Annotated in this window: 2 protein-coding genes; both read right to left on the bottom strand. The window is 33.2% G+C overall.

Annotated features, from left to right (window positions below; all coding sequences use genetic code 11):
• Positions 1–9: 9 nt before the first annotated feature.
• Entirely contained in the window at positions 10–5,793 is a 5,784-nt protein-coding gene (locus tag AC2TDS_RS14890) for a type I polyketide synthase (RefSeq protein WP_484736368.1), read from the bottom strand.
• On the bottom strand, positions 5,793–20,555 hold the full coding sequence (locus tag AC2TDS_RS14885) for a non-ribosomal peptide synthetase (RefSeq protein WP_484736367.1): 14,763 nt from the start codon (positions 20,553–20,555) through the stop codon (positions 5,793–5,795). The genes AC2TDS_RS14890 and AC2TDS_RS14885 overlap by 1 nt, the downstream gene beginning before the upstream one ends.
• Position 20,556 lies beyond the last annotated feature (1 nt).

The raw sequence follows: 20,556 nt of genomic DNA, 5'->3' as shown, positions 1-20,556 counted from the left end.
GTATTAAATTTATAAATCAAATTCTTCTATTTCTATTTCTGTTTCTTCTTGTTCTTGTTCTTCTAATTGTTGTAAAGCTATATAATTGGCAATATCAATAATCTTTACTAATTGGAATAGTAAGTCTAATGGAATACTAGTTTCTAGTTTACTTTCTATTTGGGACTGTATTTTCATAGCAAACAAGGAATGACCACCTATGTCAAAGAAGTTGTCTTGAACTCCTATTCCTTGTATTCCTAATACTTCTTCCCAAATAGAGGTCAATTCTTCCTCAATTTTATTTTTAGGTGCTACATATGTTTTCTCAATAATACTATTATGATCAACTTCTGGTAATGCTTTTCTATCTATTTTACCATTGAAGGTCAAAGGCATAGTTTCTAGTCTAATAAAATAACTAGGAATCATATAATCTGGAAGCTGCTTTTTTAAATGATCTTTCAGGCTTTTCTTATCTAAAAGATCACTAGCAACTACATACGCTACTACTATTTTATCTTTTTTATGTTCTTTAACTTCCACAACAACTTGCTTCACCTGTTTTTCTGATGCTAAACAAAGTTCAATCTCCGACAATTCTATACGATATCCTCGTATTTTTACTTGAGTATCTTTTCTGCCAATATATTCGATATTACCATCGGGTTGCCATAAAGCCAAATCACCTGTACGATAGTATTTTTGTTCTTGTTCTTGATAAAAAAGATCTTCAATAAATTTTTCTCTCGTTAAGGTGTCTAAATTTAAATATCCTGGAGAGACTTGCTTACCACTAATGCAAAGTTCTCCTATTACCCCTATTCCAGTATGATTTCCTTCTTCATTTAGAATATATATTTTGGTATTACTAACCGGTTTACCTATTGATATTTTCGTTATTGGATTGGGAGAAGATAGCGGCACTTGCCAGCAAGTTACATCTATTGCCGCTTCAGTTGGTCCATACAAATTAAACAAAGACACACTATCTTTAAAAATTGCTTTGAACTTGTTAGCTTGATAAGGCATTAACTCTTCTCCACTACACAAAACACGTTGTAATGAAGGATAGTGCGAAATCTTAGAATTTAATAAAAACATTTCGAGCATAGAAGGCACAAAATGTATCGTCGTAATTCCTGTTTCTCTAATTAGATGAGAAAGGTAGTCAATATCTTTATGTCCATCTGGTCGAGCTACAACTAACTTTACACCAGTAATAAGAGGCCAGAAAAACTCCCACACAGATACATCAAAGCAAAAATTTGTTTTTTGTAAAACTACATCTTCTTCTGGTTTTAAAACAAAATAGTCTTGTGCCCATAATAATCGGTTTAATAAAGCTCCATGCGTATTTTTTACTCCTTTGGGTTTCCCCGTAGTTCCTGAAGTATAGATGATATACGCCCAATCATCCGATTGCATATTGCATAAAACAGCCTTTGTACTATGCGTATCTTGTTCTAATAAGAATTCTTGATACAACTTCGAATCTATACATACCTTGCATTCACTATCTTTCTCAATATAAATAATTCGTTCTTCCGGATAAGAAGGATCAATAGGTACATAAGCTCCTCCCGTTTTTAGTACCGCTACTATTGAGACTATCATCGCCTCACTTCTTTCTAGTTTTACTCCAATTAAATCATTGTTCTGAACAGAAAATTGTTCTTTTAAATAATGAGCTAATTGATTCGATCTGTTATCTAGTTCTTTATAACTCAATTCTTGTCCCTCAAAAACAAGGGCAATTGCGTTTGGATTCTTTTGTACTTGCTTTGTAAATAAAGAAATTATGGTTTCTTCTTGAGGATAATCAACTACGGTATCATTAAATTTATGCAATAACTGTTTTTCCTTGGATGACAACATGGAAATTTCTCCAAAATTCTGAAAAGGATTTGAGACTATCGAAGATAACAAGCTTTCATAGTGCGTAAACAAACGATCTATGGTAGATTTATCAAATAAATCTGTACTATATTCTACGGAAACAAACAACCCTCTTTCTGTTTCTGTTAATTCAAAGGTTACATCAAACTTGGCCGTTTTATGTTCATAATCTTCTATTTCTACCAAGGTATCTCCTAATGACATCTCCGATATATTGGTGTTATTTTGTAAAACAAACATCACCTGAAATAAAGGAGTTCTACTCATATCTCTATCCTTCGAAACCACATCAACCACCTTCTCAAAAGGAACATCTTGATGAGCAAAGGCCGATAAGGTTGTTGCTTTTACTTGATCCAATAATTCTTTAAACGTATTAATTTTAGTGAAATTACTGCGCAGCACCAACGTGTTTACAAAATAGCCAATCAAATTAGATAAGCTCGCATTTTGACGATTCGCTATTGGGCTACCTACACTAATATCTTCTTGTCTACTATATTTGTGCAACAATAGCTTAAACACACTAAGTAATAGCATATACATTGTAACACTTTCTTTACGAGACAAATCAACCAAGGCTTCTTTTAGTTCCTTATTAATTTCATAATATACCATGGCTCCTTTACCACTGTGACGAGAAGGTCGAGGATAATCAGTAGGTAAATTAAGAGGAGATGTCCCTGAGAGTTGCTCTTCCCAATAGCTTAGTTTCTTTGCTAAAAATTCGCCTTGTAATTGGCGATGTTGCCATAAGGCATAATCAGCATATTGTATATCTAAGGTTGGTAAATTTGATGGAACACCTTCTTGCTTGGAGTGATATAGAGTGGTAAGTTCCTCCACTAATATCGGCATTGACCAACCATCAGAAGCAATATGGTGCAATACTACAATCAATACATTTCCCTTAACTTGTTTCACCAAACTCGCACGAAACATGAGATCTCTTGAAAGATTAAAAGGTCTGTGAATCTCTTGATCAATAAAAGTTTTTAATGGTGTGTCCAAACTTGTTTCATCCCTATAATTTAAAGACCAATCAGATATAGATAATTGTTCTTGATAAACGTCTCCTGACTCTTCTTTAAATACAGTTCGAAGTGATTCATGACGTTCTAATATTTCTAAAAAGCAAGCATTTAAACAATCTACCTGAATATCTTCAGGTAATGTTAAAACAATTGGAATATGATAATCTACACTTCCTTGTAAACGATCTAAAAACCATAACCGCTCTTGATTAAAAGATAAAGGAACTCTTTCTGGACGTTCTCCTTTTTGAATATCTGGTAAATCTGAAACTTTTTGCTCTCGAAACATATATTCAGACAGTTCTAATATTGTTCCATGATCAAACATATTATCGACACTAATTTCTAGACCTAACTCTTTACGAATAGAGCCTATTACTTTAGTTGCCATTAATGAATCTCCTCCCAAATCAAAAAAATCATCCTCTAGCCCTATAGAATCAAAACCTAAGTGCGATTCCCACAATTTTTTAAGTTTTTCTTGAATATTTTTTTGATTTAAATTTTGAACAGGAATCTTTTGTGGTTCACTATCTGTTATTTTATTTATAATTTCTCCTATTTTTTTGGAAACCAATCCTACCTCAATATTCCTATCCAAATTATTACTTTCAATTGCTTTGAGAAGAAAATTCATATTATAAAAATTTTGATACTCCTCATTATCAGTAGTAGAAGCACCCCAAAAGAAAATAATTTTCAAATCGTTTTTTATAGTATTCCCAAGAGTTTTAAGAAGTGTATCATAGTCTTCATAGATATCTTTGTTAATAACGTACTTGTTATCTGATTCCTTAAGAAAAATATCTCCCGCACTAACATTGAATAAATGACTATTTTGTTTTAAAATAAAACTTGAAAATTCATCCGTAATAGGATTGTTATAATTAAAAAGCACATAAACACTTTTATCATTTACAGTCTTGCTTTCTTTTTTCCAAAAGGCATGAAAAGTCCATTCAACATGAACATTCTCAGCAGCAGAAACTGTAGTTTCCTCTAACCAGTGTTTTTTCTTCTCCATAGGATAAGATGGTAGCAAACTTCGTTTTCTATTTTCATGCTGATACAGTAAATTCCAATGCAGATGTACATTTGACAACCAAAATTGAGCTAAGTTATATAAAAACACATATTGATTATCGGTTTTTAATGACTGTTCCAAATCGGAATCTAGCAAGTATTTATGCTTATTGGCGATTTTTTTAAGTCTTTTGTTTAAGCTTTCAAATTCTTCTTCTTTAAACAAATATTGATTTTCTTCTAAGCTGTTATTTACATCAATAGACAACTCTATTATGTCAACATTTTCAGTGTTTATAAATTCACTATTCACAGAGAGGCTATCATCAACCAGTGCCGCTTTAAGTTGTTCTTTATTATTGACAATAAATGCTTTTTTATAACTATAAGCCTTTCTACCTACTTGAAGTGTAAAACAAATATCCGCTAATGATTGTTCTGGATAATTCTCTAAATTAACCCTTAAATCTTCTTGCATTTGTTGCAAAGCAGTATTACTCTTTGCCGATAACAAAATGACAAACCAGTTATAATTACTAGCATGAGATATTGGTTCTGGGGCTTCTTCAAGAATAAAATGTGCATTAACACCACCGATACCAAAGGAACTCACACCCGCCTTTCTGCTACCTTCTTCTACAACCCAATCTTTCAATTCAGTATTTATATAAAAAGGGCTGTTTTCCAAATCAATAAAACTATTGGGTTTCTTATAATGCAACGTTGGAGGTAGTTGCTTGTGATAAAGTGATAAAACCGTTTTTAGTAAACCTGCAGCTCCTGATGCGGTATCCGTATGACCAATATTTGTTTTTACAGAGCCTAATGCGCAGAATTTATGTTCTCCCGAGTATTCATGAAATACCTGATTAAGTGCAGAAAACTCAATAGGATCACCTAATTTAGTACCTGTACCGTGAGTTTCTATATAGGTAAGTTCGTTAGGGTTGATATCTGCAATTTCAAGAGCTTCTTCTATTACCTTTTTTTGCCCCTTAATACTTGGAGCAGTAAAACCAGCCTTGTTACTACCGTCATTATTGATAGCAGATTGCTTTATAACTCCATAAATTTGATCTCCATCTTCAATAGCGCGTTCTAATACTTTTAATAACACCACAACACTGCCGTCACTTCCTACTGTTCCATCTGCTTTTTCATCGAAAGCTCGGCAAAACCCATCAGATGAACCAATCATTCCTTCCTCATAAAGATACCCTACTTTATTGGGCACTGCGATTGAAATACCTCCAGCCAAAGCAAGATCACTCTCTCCATTTAATAAACTCTGACAAGCATGATGTATAGATACCAAAGATGTTGAGCAGGCAGTTTGAACGGTAGAAACGGGCCCACGCAGATTCAATTTATATGCCACTCGAGATGTCAAAAAATCATTACTGTTTAACAACCCAATGTTATAAGCACCTACTCGCTCTTGTAGCGACTCATTTCCAACAATATATCGTAAAAAATATTGATTAAACCCACAACCAGCGAACAATCCTATCAACCCTTCATAATCATAACTATTGTATCCTGCATTTGAAATTGCTTCATAGCAACATTCCATAAAGATACGGGTCTGTGGATCCATAACTTCAGCCTCTGCTGGTGAAATTCCAAAAAATTCGGCATCAAAGTGATCAATATTCTCAAGGACACCTCTACGCCTAACATACTTCAAATCAGCGATTAAATCCTTCGAAACATTAGAAGCTATCAAGTCTTCCTCTGTCAAGTCCGTAATACAATCTACTCCTGCTTTAAGATTTCCCCAAAACTCTTCAACAGAATTGCTTTTAGGCAAACGGCAAGACATTCCAATAATTGCTATATCTGTTTTGTTTACGCTCATTATCTTCTATTATTTTTTATTTTCCTCCTTTTATTTTTTAATGTCTCCTCAACTTTAAATTGAGGTTTACTTGTTACCTCTGATTCGTTTGCGTAGCTATTTTTAATATAACCCGCTAATTCTTCAATATTTGTAAATTGAAAAAGATCTACTACTTTTACAGTAGTGGTAAAACTCTTATTGATTTGAGCCAATACTTTAATGGCTAAAAATGAATCTCCACCCAATTCAAAGAAATTATCTTGAACTCCAATTTGTTCCAGATTTAGAAGATTTTGCCATATGGCAACCAACTTTTCTTCCACTTCATTACGAGGATGGATATATCCTTTTTTAATAATATCTGTTTCTTGTATATCGGGAAGTAATGCTCTATTTACCTTTCCATTGTTTGTCAATGGCATAAATTCTAACAATATGAAATAAGCTGGTATCATATATTTTGGCAACTTCTCCTTTAGGCCTTTCCAAATGCCTTCTTTTTCGGATTCATCTACACCTACAAAATATGCAACCAATACCTCTTCTCCATTTCGTTCTTTTAGCTCTACTACTACTTCACGTATACTTTTTTCTAACGATAAAATAGTAGCTTCAATCTCCTCCAATTCTATTCTAAATCCACGTATTTTTACTTGATTGTCTTTTCTACCTATGTAAGAAATATTCCCGTCTTCTTGCCATTTTACTATATCTCCTGTCTTATATAAAATTGATTCTTCTTGGAATGGGTTTTTTATAAATTTCTTTTGAGTTAAGTTCAAATCATTCAAATATCCTCTAGCCAATACTGCACCTGAAATACATAACTCCCCTGGCACACCAATAGGTACTAAATGATTTTTATCATCTAAAATTAATGCTTGACAATTAGCTATAGGCTTCCCAATAGTAATCGGTTGATCACTCATTTTTGCACTCAAAACATCTATAGTTGTCTCAGTAGGCCCGTAATTATTGTATAATTCATAGCCTACTGAACGTATTCCTTCTTTTACTCTTACTGACATTTTTTCGCCACCAGCAATTACACATTCAATAGAATCTATCTTAGCTTGTCCAGCTAATAATTCATATAAGTATTGAGGAACATAATTTATTATCGTGATTTTTTCTCTACGAAGGTATTCTCGTAGTTTTTGAACATCAAATAATAGTTCACGACTAATTATATGATAAGTTCCTCCTTTAACCAAAGTTCCGAAAATTTCTTCCAAACTAGGATCAAAAGTAAAATCTGTCAACTGGATAGCAACGGTAGTATTAGAAATAGTATAACGATCGGTAAACCAATATATCAAATTAGTTAAACTTGCATGCTCTACCATTACACCTTTGGGCTTACCTGTTGTACCTGAAGTATAAATTACATACGCTAGGTCATTGGTTTCTATCGAAGCCTCACTTGTTACTTTGGAATATTTAGATTGTTCTAAACTAAATTCCTTAAATAATTCTTGATCAATACAAACCTCACACTGACTATCCTTTTCCATATAGGCAATTCTCTCTTCTGGGTAAGTAGGGTCTATAGGAACATACGCACAGCCTGATTTTAACACCGCTAACAAGGATATAATCATCGCTTCACTTCTTTCTAACTTTACTCCAATTAAGTGGCTTTTCTGAATTGTATATTTTTCCCTTAAATAATGCACCAATTGATTTGACCAATCTTCCACTTCTTGATATGTCCATTTGGTTTCTCCAAAAACCAAAGCAATACTATTTGGAGTCTTCTTTACTTGTTCTGTAAATAACGAAACAATTGTTTGATTTTTAGGGTAATCTACCTTAGTATCATTAAATACCTGGATTATTTGATTATTTTCTTGTTCTGTTAACATGGATATTTCTTCCAAGTTTTGTGAACAATCAGCAGTTACTCCAGCCAGTAAACGCTCGTAATGTCCAAGCATCCTATTAATGGTAGTTTTCTCAAATAAATCTGTGCTGTATTCTGCGGTTATGTATAAACTTTCGTCTAATTCATATAGTTCAAATGAAAGATCAAACTTAGCCGTTTTATGTTCATATCCCCGAACATTTACAGCTATATCGCCTAACGACATTTGAGAAATGTTGGTGTTATTTTGTAAAGCAAACATCACTTGAAATAAAGGGCTTCTACTCATATCTCGGTATTCCGAAACCTGTTCCACAACCTTTTCAAAAGGAACATTCTGGTGCGCATAGGCCGCTAATGTTGTCGTTTTAACTTGATTCAATAATTCTCTAAAAGTATCAATCCCCCTAAAATCGCTTCTCAATACTAGTGTATTTACAAAATAACCTATCAAATTGGATAAAGCAGAATCTTCTCTATTTGCAATTGGACTACCTACAGAAACATCTTCTTGGCCACTGTATTTATGAAGTAATAATTTAAAGGCACTCAACAATAACATATACAGCGTAACTCCTTCCTGTTTTCCTAGATCTACTAAAGCATTTTTCAACTCCTTTCCAATTTCGTAATGCAACAAAGCCCCTTCTCCACTTTGTCGAGCAGGTCGCTTATAATCTGTAGGTAACTCTAAAGTAGACAGCCCAGATAATTGATTCTTCCAATACATCAGTTTATCTGACAAAAAGTCTCCTTGGAGGTTTTTATGTTGCCATAAAGCATAGTCTGCATATTGGATGGTCAAAGGAGGTAAGTTAGCTAATGATCCTTTCAGTTTCGCACTATACAAAGCAGTGAATTCTTGTACCAAGATTGGCATAGACCAACCATCTGAAGCTATATGGTGCATCACCAATATTAAAATATATGAATTTACCTGTTTCTGTCTCACCAAGCTTCCTCGGAGCATTATATCTTTAGAAAGATCAAAGGGTCTGTTAATTTCTTGATCGATAAAAATATCTAAAGGGAGGTTTAACTCCGAACTATCATATTGATTTAAAGACCAATTAATATAAGAAAGTTGCTCTTGATAAACATCTCCTGACTCTTCTTTATAGACCGTTCGAAGTGATTCATGACGATTTATTATCTCTCTAAAACAAGCTTCAAGATAATCAATATGAACTCCTTCTGAAAATTCTAAGACTATCGGAATATGATAACTCACACTTCCTTGTAAGCGATCAAGAAACCATAGTCGTTCTTGATTATAAGAGAGTGGGGTTTTCAAAGGACGTTCTTCTTTTCGAACTTCAGGTAACATAGCCGTTTTTTGCTCAGAGAACATGTAATCAGACAATTCTGCAATCGTCCCATAATCAAACATATCATCTATACTGATTTCTAACCCTAACTCTTTACGTGTTAAAGCAATCACTTTAGCTGCTAACAAAGAATCGCCACCGATATCAAAAAAATCATCCTCCAATTCAATCGTTTCAAATCCTAGATGTGTTTTCCATATTTCTTTTAATTTATTTTGAATATCTATTTTTTCCAGTCTTTGAGATATATTAATATGCTCATCATTGTCAAGAGTATTGGATTCTAATTCCATGTAAAAACTCTTTTTCAATTGAAGAAACTTATCTTTTTGCTGATGTAATGGCATTTTGGAGATTAGCACTTGAGATAGTGAGTTTTGTAATACCCTTTCAAAAATCTCAATTCCTTCACTTGGAAGCAATCCTTGATTGGTCCCTATCAAATCTTGTCTAGCAGCCATTCCTATTTCCTGCCAAGCATCCCAATTTATAGTTTTGACGACCGTTTTAACCATACCCGAGTAAGTGAAAGCATCTAAAAAGCTATTTGCGGCAATGTAACCTAATTGCCCACCCATACCATAAATACTAGAAATGGAAGAACAGGAAATAAAGAAATCCATTTCATCTGAAATTAAAGTATTCAATAGAATAGTTCCATGTACTTTGGCCCTGAGAACTGCTTCCATCTTTGCTTTAGTCTGCCCGATAATTAAATTTTCATCTGGTACTCCGGCTGCATGTACAACTCCATCTATTTTTAAATACGTTCTTTTTATCTTCGACATAGCGGCTTCCATTTGACTTATATCTCCAACATCAGCAGACAATGCTAAAACTTCAGAACCTTCTTTTTCAATTGCCTGTATTTTCTTTATTTTCTCTGATAATTCATTCCCTTCTTCAGATTCTACAACCAATTGCTGCCATTCTTTTCTGTCTGGAAAAACGGATCTTCCAAGTACTATAATTTTAGCCTTTACTTGTTTAGCTATATAATGCGCAATACTTAAACCAATACCTCCAAAACCACCAGTGATTAAATAGACTCCATCATTTTTCAAAACGGTCATCCCTTCTTTACTATTTAATTCTACTTGTTCATAAGTGAGAACCCATTTATATTGATCTCTCAATGCTAAAATATTATCTGTTGCAGTAAAATCTAGCTCAACAGTTAATTGCTTAATTAAAGTAGTAGTTTCATGAAGAGTCGTGGGTAATTTAACATCAATGGATTTACAATTTAAATGATCATATTCTTGCGGTGCTACTTTTACCAAGGCCAATAAAGTAGCTTTAGCTGGATGGGTTACTTCTGCAGGAATAACAGCCTGTACTTCATTAGAAACAATAATTAACTCCTGTTTATTTTCTCTTTTAAATTTACCTAAAGCTTTAGTCAAAAACAACAGACTATACAATCCAATTTCTTGAGTAGAGTCTAATGTGTTTATCGTAAAATCTCTAGTGTTAATAGGAATACTGAGTGTCCATAAATGAATAATCTTATGTGGAAAAGGATGGTCTTTTAACAGTTGTTCTAATAATTCTTTATAATCTCCAGGCTCAGAAGGGTTGATTATGTATTCGAGAGTGCTTTTCTTCTGAAAAGTAGTACCGCTCTTTACTCGAATCAAGACATTACCTTCTTCAACTAGCGCACTTATAAAGTCTTGACTAAACTCTAAACTATTTTCAAATACCAAATAGGTATTTTCTTTTTTATATGTATTAAGACTTGTGAGCTCAAAAGAACCTTTTTTCCAAATGGGTTGATAAGTATATTCTGTTGCTTTTTCTGTTTTCGAAAAATCAGAATTCGATTCTAACCCCTTTTCAACCTTGATAGGGTCTAACCAATATCGCTTTTTCTCCTGTGGATGAATAGGTAATAAAAGACGCTGTCGAGCTTCATTTATATACAACAATGACCAGTTAATATTAATGTTTGCTTCCCAGAGTTCCTGCAAATAAAAATTAAATAGCTCTTCCGCATGTAGATCAGTTTTAATCAATCTTATCCTTATCTCATAATTTTCCAATATATTTTTAAAGGAGCTATTCAATTCTGTATATTCTCTATTTTTTAGTGCTTTTCGTTGTTCTCTCAGTACTTTATTTATTTCCTTTTCTAAGGCATTAATATTGATATCTTTATTTTCAATAGTAAATGCTAAAGACCTTGGAAGGTTTCCCTCTTTATCTAGTAATAAAGTAGACAACCCCTCTCTATTTTGCGCTACAAATACTTTTCTATGCGCATATCCCTTTCTACCTAGCTGTAAGGTATAGGAGATGTCCGCTAGAGATTGTTCTGGGTGGTTTTCTAAATGTAGCTTTAGATCTGCTTGCATTCTTTTTAATGAAGATTCTTTCTTGGCAGATAATGGAACGAGATACCATGTTTTCTGACTTAACTCTCTTTTTTGCTGAGGAGCTTCTTCCAAAACAACATGGGCATTAACTCCTCCAATTCCAAAAGAACTCACTCCTGCTTTCAAACTCCCATTATTAGCCTCCCAATCTTTAAATTCTGTATTTACATAGAAAGGACTATTATTCAAATCAATATACTTATTAGGTAGTGTATAATTTAAAGTTGGTAACAGTTTCTTATGATGAAGTGATAAGACGGCTTTAAGTAAACCAGCGGCCCCTGAAGCGATATCAGTATGCCCTATGTTAGTTTTGACAGAGCCTAGAGCACAAAAATTATTCTCATTGGTATATTTTCTAAACACTTGATTAAGTGCTGAAAACTCAATCGGATCTCCTAACTTGGTGCCCGTTCCATGGGCTTCGATATAGCTCAACTCCGAAGGATTGATCCCTGCCTTTGTCAAAGTTTTTTCTATAACTCTTTTTTGTCCTTCTATGCTTGGAGCTGTATAACCAGTTTTGTTACTTCCGTCATTATTAATAGAACTTTGTTTGATTACTGCATAGACTTGGTCTCCATCTTCAATTGCTCGATCCAACATTTTCATCATCAATACAACACAGCCATCACTACCTACAGTACCATCTGCTTTTTCATCAAAAGCACGACAAAAACCATCTGAAGAACCAATCATTCCTTCTTCAAAAAAGTATCCTTTTTGATTGGGAATGGCCAAACTAATTCCTCCCGCCAAGACCATGTCTGTATCTCCATTAAGTAAACTTTGACAGGCATGGTGTACAGCCACCAAAGACGTAGAACAAGCAGTTTGAATGGTCGAAACAGGTCCTTTAAGGTTTAATTTATAGGCTACCCGAGACGCTAGAAAGTCATTACTATTCAATAACCCTAAAGCATAATCGCCAACTCGTTCTTGAATTTTTTTATTAGGTAAGATATTCTTTAAAAAGTATTGGTTATATCCACTACCAGCAAATAATCCAATTAAATTTTCATCATCATGGCTATTGTATCCAGCTTTAGAAATGACCTCATTACAGCATTCCAAAAAAATACGACTTTGTGGATCCATGATCTCTGCTTCAGCAGGTGGAATTCCAAAAAACTCTGCATCAAACAAATCAATATCTTCTATAAATCCACGTCGTTTTATATAATTAGGATTGCGAAAATCTTCCTCTGGAATCCCTGATTTCTTTAAGTCTTCTTCCGAAATATTCGTGATACAATCTATCCCATTTTTTAAATTTTCCCAAAAGTCTTCTACAGAACTACTTTTAGGTAGACGGCATGACATCCCAATAATAGCAATATCTTTTCCCCTGACTTCTCGGTTATTCTCTTCAATAGAAGATGTAACTTTTATTAAATCTCCTTGTAGCTGCTCATCAATAAAGTTTCCTAATTTATGAATAGTTGTGTACTGAAAAAGATCTGTAATGTCTAGTTTTATAGTAAACTCTTTATTGATTTTAGGTAAGATCCGAATCGCTATTAAAGAATGACCTCCTAAATCAAAAAACGAATCGTAAATATCAATGACCTCAACGGTCAAAAATTCTTTCCATATTTTCAATAAAGTACTTTCGGTTAAACTTCTTGGAGTATTTACTTTTTTCTCTATCAAATTTTTTGGTGAAAAATTCAATAAAGCAACTTTATCTACCTTTCCATTTGGTGTTAGCGGAAATTTCAACAGATTATTAATCGACGTTGGGATCATATAGTTTGGTAAACTTCTTTGCAAGTAATCTTTAAATTCAGTTTTATCATAATTCTTTTTTGATACAACAAAAGCGGTTAAATAATCACTCTTAAATTTATCTTGCTTTACCAAAGTAATTGCCTGCTCAACGTCTGGGTACATTTCCATGACATTGTTAATCTCGGATAATTCAATGCGAAACCCTCTGACCTTAACTTGATCATCTTTTCTTCCTGTAAACTCTATATTTCCATCTAAAGATCTTTTGCCAAAATCACCTGTTCGATACATTATTTCACCTGAAACAAAAGGGTTTTTCACAAATTTCTCTGATGTTAACTCTGTGCGATTTAAATAGCCTTTGGCAATACCTTTTCCAGCCAAATAAATTTCACCACTTACACCATAAGGACTTAAACCTCCCTGTCTGTCTACTATATAAATTTGAGTATCATCAATTGCTTTACCGATAGGAACAGGGAAAGGTATTTTTTCTTTCTTTAAATCAATCTTATAGCAACTACTATAAATTGTATCTTCTGATGGGCCATATAAATTTCTGAATTCTAAATGACTATACTTAGACAGCCTTTCCGCTAATTTATAAGGGATTGCCTCCCCTGCTAAATTAAGCGCCACTACATTTTCCAAAGAGACTCCTTGATCTAACAAGGCATCTAGAGCTGAAGGAACCGTATTTAAAAAAATATTTTGATCTGTTAAGATATACTCATCGATCTCAATACCCGATCTTATAATTCTCATTCCCTTGCCCACAATCAATGGGTAAAACATTTCGAAAATAGAAATATCAAAGCTATGAGAAGTAGCAGCATAAATGGTATCGAAATTCACATTTCGAAATTCTTTTATACTCCAAGATAAAAAGCTTCCTAAATTACCATGGCTCACCATAACTCCTTTCGGTTTCCCTGTAGATCCAGACGTATAAATGATGTATGCTAAATCTTCTGAATTCAATTCAACTTCAATATTATTGTTAGGGTAATTATCTTGATATTTTAAAAATTCATCTAAGATATCTTGATCTAAGATCAGCTTACAATTGCTGTCTTCAACTATATATGAAATTCTTGATTCTGGATAATTCTTGTCTAAAGGCACATAAATCCCACCCAGTTTTAGGGTAGCTAATAAGGAGATTATTAAATACTCTGAACGCTCTAATTTTATTCCTACATAATTCCCTTTGGTTATATCACAATGATGCTTTAAATAATACGCCATTTTATTTGACAGAAGATCTAATTCATTGTAAGTAATTCTTTTCCCCCCAACCAAAAGAGCAATTTTATTTGGACTGAGTAATGCTTGTTTTTGAAAAAATTGAAGAATCGTTTCTTCTTCATGTTGTGTTTTTAGATCGTTTGAAGAACGAGAAGAAATTGTCGTTTTCTCTGCAGCAGTAAGAAACTCTAAATTTGTTAATTCAGTTACTTCATTAAGTACAATGCTTTCAACGACTTCCTTAAAATGATCTTTAATTTTATTAACATAAGACTCTTCTAGTAAGTTTTTATGTTTAAATCTGATTTCCAATTCATCTCCAATAACAACGATAATAGTTAATAAGTAATTTGTTTCCTCCTTTAAAAAAACGGTATCTACATTTAAAGAACTTTCATGACTTAAAACTTCTGATATTGGATAATTTTCAAAAACTAATATGCTATCAAAAAGATCTTGATTAATTCCTGTAATGTCTTTGATTAAACCAAGGGAATTGTATTGAAAATCTCTTGCGATAGAATGAGTTAATTGCAAGTTTGATAACCACGATACGATATTTTGATCGTCATCTAAATTTGCCCTGAATGGAATCGTATTAATGTACAAACCAATTCTTTGTTCTGAATGGTTTAAATCGGCTGGTCTCCCAGAAACAGTAACTCCATAAACAACATCAGCTTTGTTTGTATATTTTGATACTAAAAACGCCCAAATTCCTTGAATAAATGTATTTACAGTTAAATGGTTTTTTTGCGCATAGTTTTTAACCTTAGCGGTTGTTTTTTCATCAAAAAATAATGTCGTTGAGTTAAAAGTACCTGAACTTTTATTTCTCCCTAACGTATCTTTAATAAATGGCAACAAACTTGGGCTTTCAAAACCACTCAAATACTCATCCCAAAAAGCTCGCTCCTCTACCAAGTCTTTTTGTTGGATATAATCAATATAATCTTTGTACCTGTCTTTTTTTATTGGTAAAAGTTGTTCTCCATTTAAAAGCTTTTCATACAGGTTAATAAATTCTTCCATCATAACAGGAAGCGACCAACCGTCCATAATAATATGATGGAAACTAAATATCATTTTATGCTCTTCTCCAAAATCAAATACAGTAATTCGAAACAGCGGTGCCTGATTAAAATCGAATCCTCTCTTTTGATCATTCAGTAAAAAATCTTCAATCAATTTCTTTTTGGATAACCCCGTACCTGGATTATCTTTTATAATTTCAAAAGGAACCGTAATTTTATGATGAACCACTTGCATTGGTCTGCTAAATTGCTCATAAACAATGTTAGTTCTTAAAATTGAATGTTGTTTCACCAATTCAATCCATGCCTTCTCAAATACGTTTATGTCTACTTTACCTGTAAAATTAATAATTAACTGCTCTAGGTAACTGCTATTATCTTTATCATATAATTTATGAAATAGAATCCCTTCTTGTAAGGGGCTCAAAGGGTATAAACTCTCTATTTTCTCTGAGTTAATTCCATTAAAAAATTTATCCAATTCAGAAGTTGACACCTCATTTTGCAATCCGAAATCGGAAGGTGTTTTCTCTTTAACATCCTTTGAAACACAATACGTTACAACAGCCTCCAAATAATAAACAAAAGAAGTCATCAGTTTCTCCATAGTTTCTGTATGATATTCTTTAGAACTAAAGTTACATATAAACGTTAGGCTATTTTGTTCTAAAACACCATTGATTTCTAATGTTTGTGCTACTGGGGAATCTTCTGAAATTAACGATCCCATAGTTTCGTTTGACAATGAGAAATTTCGACTATCAATCTGGTTCACAGCATCTATCCTCCCTAGATAATTGAAAATAATTTGCCAGGGATTAGTTGGTAGGGTTGCTTCATCAGTTAAGTATTGTAAGCATCCATAACCAATACCTTTGGTTGGAATGCTTCGTAACAATTCTTTTGTTTCTTTTATAAGATTCCCTAAATCATCTTTATTTTCCACCGAAAGTTTTACAGGGTATAATGCTGTAAACCATCCTATGGTTTCTGTTACATCAATTTCTGTTCTATCTGTTTCTCTTCCGTGTCCTTCCAACCCAATAACATGAGACGTATTTCCTGTCCATTGCTGAAGTGTTAATGCTAATGCACTTACTAATAAATCATTTATAGTGGTATTGAATGTTTCGTTTGATTTTTTAAGCAGGTTTTCAGTGACTTCTTCACTTAGTGTAACACTTGTATGGGTAATTGTATTTCTTGTTCGTTTTTCTATAGAAAAGTCTACAGGTAAAACGTTTGTGCTTTTTGTCATTTCCGACCAAAAACCGACTTCATTTGTGGCTAAAACGTTTTCCGTATGTGTATGCAATTGCGTTCCCCATTCGCGATACGAGCTACTTTTTTCTGGCAATGTATATGCCTTATTTTTTGAACGTTTTTCAGTGTTTTGAATCAATGCATTTAATAGAATTCGCCAAGAGACTCCATCTATAACAAGATGATGAGCGACAATTAGCAGCCGATTATTTTGCTCATAACTAGGTGTTTTCAGCAAGACAAAGACTACTACTTTTCCCTTTTCAATCGCTAAACTTCTTTGAAATTTATCACATACGCTTGTGAGTACTTTTTGAAAGTTCCCCGACACATCTTCCGGAATTGTCACAACTTCTAAAGTTTCCGTACGTTCACTATAATATTGTTTCCATTTATTATTTTCACGAACAAATTGCATTCGTAATGCATCATGATGTTCGTAAAGCTCTGAAACAACTACTTCTATGTCTTCTTTTGCTATTTCTTTGTTTATTTCTAGTAAAACGGATTGATTGAAATGCGAAGGGTTTTCAATATTTTTTGCTAAAAAATATTGTTGAATTGGAAGTAGTGGAACTTCTCCAGTTAATATACCTTGTTCTGCTGAAATTTTACGCTGTTCTGTTTTTAATATGCATGCCAATGCTTGAATCGTTTGATTGACAAACATATCTCTAGGGTGAATGTAATATCCTTCACTTTTGAGTCTACTCACTACTTGAATCACCATAATAGAATCACCTCCTAATTCAAAGAAATTATCATTGATTCCAATCTTTTTTATAGTGAGAATTTGTTTCCAAATTTCTATTAATATTTTTTCTTCTCTTGTACTAGCAGCTTCAAATTCTTTCTGGATACGAGCATTTTGATCAATTTCAGGTAATGCATTTTTATTTAGTTTTCCATTAGCTGTGAGTGGAATTTCATCAATCAAAATGAAAAAATGAGGTACCATATAATCTGGTAACAACTGTGTTAACTTTACCCGTATATCTTGTTTGTCTATTTCATCAGTTTTGGAAACAATATAGGCTACTAATACTTTACGATCATTGTATGTTTTAGCAATTACTTCAGCTTGTTGGATCTCTTCCAATCCAAGTATTACTTTTTTAATTTCGCCTAATTCAATTCTATTTCCACGAATTTTAACTTGATCATCATTTCTACCAATGTATTCAATTGTTCCATCTGGTAACCATCGGGCAATATCTCCTGTTTTGTATGCTTTCCCCAACGATTTCCCATTAAGTAGTACATCAACAAAACGTTCTTTTGTTAACGTTGGACGATTTAAGTATCCGTTTGCTACTTGCGCTCCTGTTATGGTTAATTCACCTAAAACACCTATTCCACAAGTATTTCCAACCTTATCTAAAATGTGAATTTGTGTATTACTTACTGGACTTCCAATTACAACTGTCGATTTTTCATTAAAATCAACTAACGGAACTTTCCAACATGTAACATCTATAGCCGCTTCCGTAGGTCCATATAAATTAAATAACTCTGTTTTTTGTGTTCCTAGTTTTTCTTGAAATAATTGAATTTGATGCTTCTCTAATGCTTCTCCACTACAAAGTATTCTTGTCGGAACATGTTTGGCAAATGGATTCCAATCCATTAGAAAAGTCTCCAACATTGAAGGCACAAAGTGTAACGTAGTGATATTTTCTTTGGCTATTATATTTTGCAAATATTCATTATCGCGATGACCATCAGGTGTTGCTAAAACTAACCGAATTCCTTTCGCTAAAGCCCAAAAGAATTCCCAAACAGAAACATCAAAGCAAAATGTTGTTTTTTGTAATATTACATCTTTTTCAGGTACTAGTTGAAAATAGTTTTGCGCCCATTCCAATCTATTTAGTAAACCACCATGCGAATTGATCACTCCTTTTGGCGTTCCTGTTGTTCCGGAAGTATAAATAATGTATGCCGTGTCTGTTAATTCTATTGTAGGAAGCGGTCTATTACTTGTTGTCGCTTTTTGAGTGATACACTCTTGAATCATTTTTACCGCACCCGTAATTGCTGTAAACGATGTATGAGTGATTTCATCGGTAAGTACAATTTCTATATTAGCATCATTCACAATGAATTCTTTTCTAATCATTGGATATTCAGGATCAATAGGTATGTACACGCAACCAGCCTTTAAGATCCCTAATAATCCGATTACCATATCTAATGAACGTTCCAAACAGATTCCTATAGGTACTTTTTCTGAATGAATCGTTGTCATAATCTCATATGCAACTGCATCTGAATATGTATCGAGTTCTTTGTATGTTATATGTTTACCTTGAAAAGTAAGCGCGTTACGGTTTGGGTGTTGTTTCGCATTCTCTATAAACTGCGTAACAATATCTTTTTGTTTTGCATAATCAACAAACGTTTCATTAAATATCGCTATTTGTTGTTTTTCATCATTAGAAACCATTGTATATGAACCAATTGTTTCTTCTGTGTTTTTTAAAACATGTTGAATTAATGTATAATAATGATCAAATAGTTGCTTTATAGAACTCTCTTTGTATAAATCGGTACAGTACTCTAATTCTATCTCTAATCCTGCATCACTTTCAGACACATTACAACTCAAATCAAATTTGGTTACATTTCGATCTAAAGCTTCCGAAGTAATGGTAATATCTGGTAAATTAACCGTGATTTCTTGTTTGTAGTTTTGAAATGCAAACATCACCTGAAATATCGGATTTCGACTTAAATCTCTTGAAGTTACTATTTCATTTACTATTTTTTCAAATGGAACATCTTCATTTTCAAAACCTAACATCACTGTTTCTTTAACCTTTTTTATAAGGCTTGAAAACTCCATTTCAGGATCAATTTGTGTTCGCAACGCCAATGTATTTACAAAATACCCAATGAGTCCTTCGGTATTTTTGTAAGCTCTGTTGGCAACTGGAGTTCCAATACAGATATCTTCTTGCTTTGTATATTTATGCAATACTATTTTAAAAATCGTCAATAGTACTACATAAATAGTCGTTCCATAGTGTTTTGCAAAATCTTTTAATTGTACTGTAATTGTTCTATCTAATGAAAAAGAAATACTGCTTCCTTTTGTACTTTGAATTTTAGGACGTGGAAAATCGGTTTGTAATTCCAAAGGGGCAACTCCTAGAAGCTGATCTTTCCAATACGCTAATTTTTTGGGTAAAATATTCTTTTGAAAATCTTCTTTTTCCCAGATAGCGTAATCTGAGAATTGTATAGGCAACTCAACAATAGAAGGTTTTGTATTTTCGATCTGACTTTTGTAAAGCGTTGCAAATTCATTGATAAATATTGGAACAGACCAACCATCTGAAGCAATGTGATGCATAACGATAATTAGCATATGCTCGTTTTCATCCAAACGAAGTACACCAATACGTAACATGTGGTCTTGAGACAAGTTAAAAGGCTTTGCAATTGCTTCTTGAATATTACTTGTATCGTATTGAGAAACCTCTCTGAAAAAGTCAAAACTCCAACGGTTTTGAGGCATAACTTCTTGATGTGAAATTCCATTTTCTTCTAAGTAAATCGTTCGTAAAATCTCATGTCGATTCACAATTGTACGAAATACATTTTCTAATATCTCAAGCTGTAATGTTCCTTTTAACTTAATGACTGAAGCCAAATGATAATTCACCGTTCCGTGTAATTTATCCAAAAACCAAAGTCGATCTTGATTAAACGAAAGTGGAATTCTAGATGGCTTTTTTTGCGCAGAAATTTCAAAAACATTCTGATGCTCCATCCGTTCTTTTAGATATACTACAATTTGTTGCTTACGCAATTTCAATTCTTGTAATAATTCATCAGGTAAATCTTTTCCATCAAAACGCACATCTATATCGTTTCCGTTTAACGTAATGTGAATGCGTGCTTCTTTAAGCTTCTTTAGTAGGTTTTCCATT

This window comes from Tenacibaculum profundicola (assembly GCF_057220795.1).
Note: the sequence above shows the minus strand (reverse complement) of the source record. Positions and strands in the feature narration are given on the sequence as shown.

What these genes read in the sequence shown, in the direction of transcription:
- AC2TDS_RS14890 (WP_484736368.1), bottom strand. Translation starts at nt 5,793, where the DNA reads ATGAGCGTAAACAAAACAGATATAGCAATTATTGGAATGTCTTGCCGT.
- AC2TDS_RS14885 (WP_484736367.1), bottom strand. Translation starts at nt 20,555, where the DNA reads ATGGAAAACCTACTAAAGAAGCTTAAAGAAGCACGCATTCACATTACG.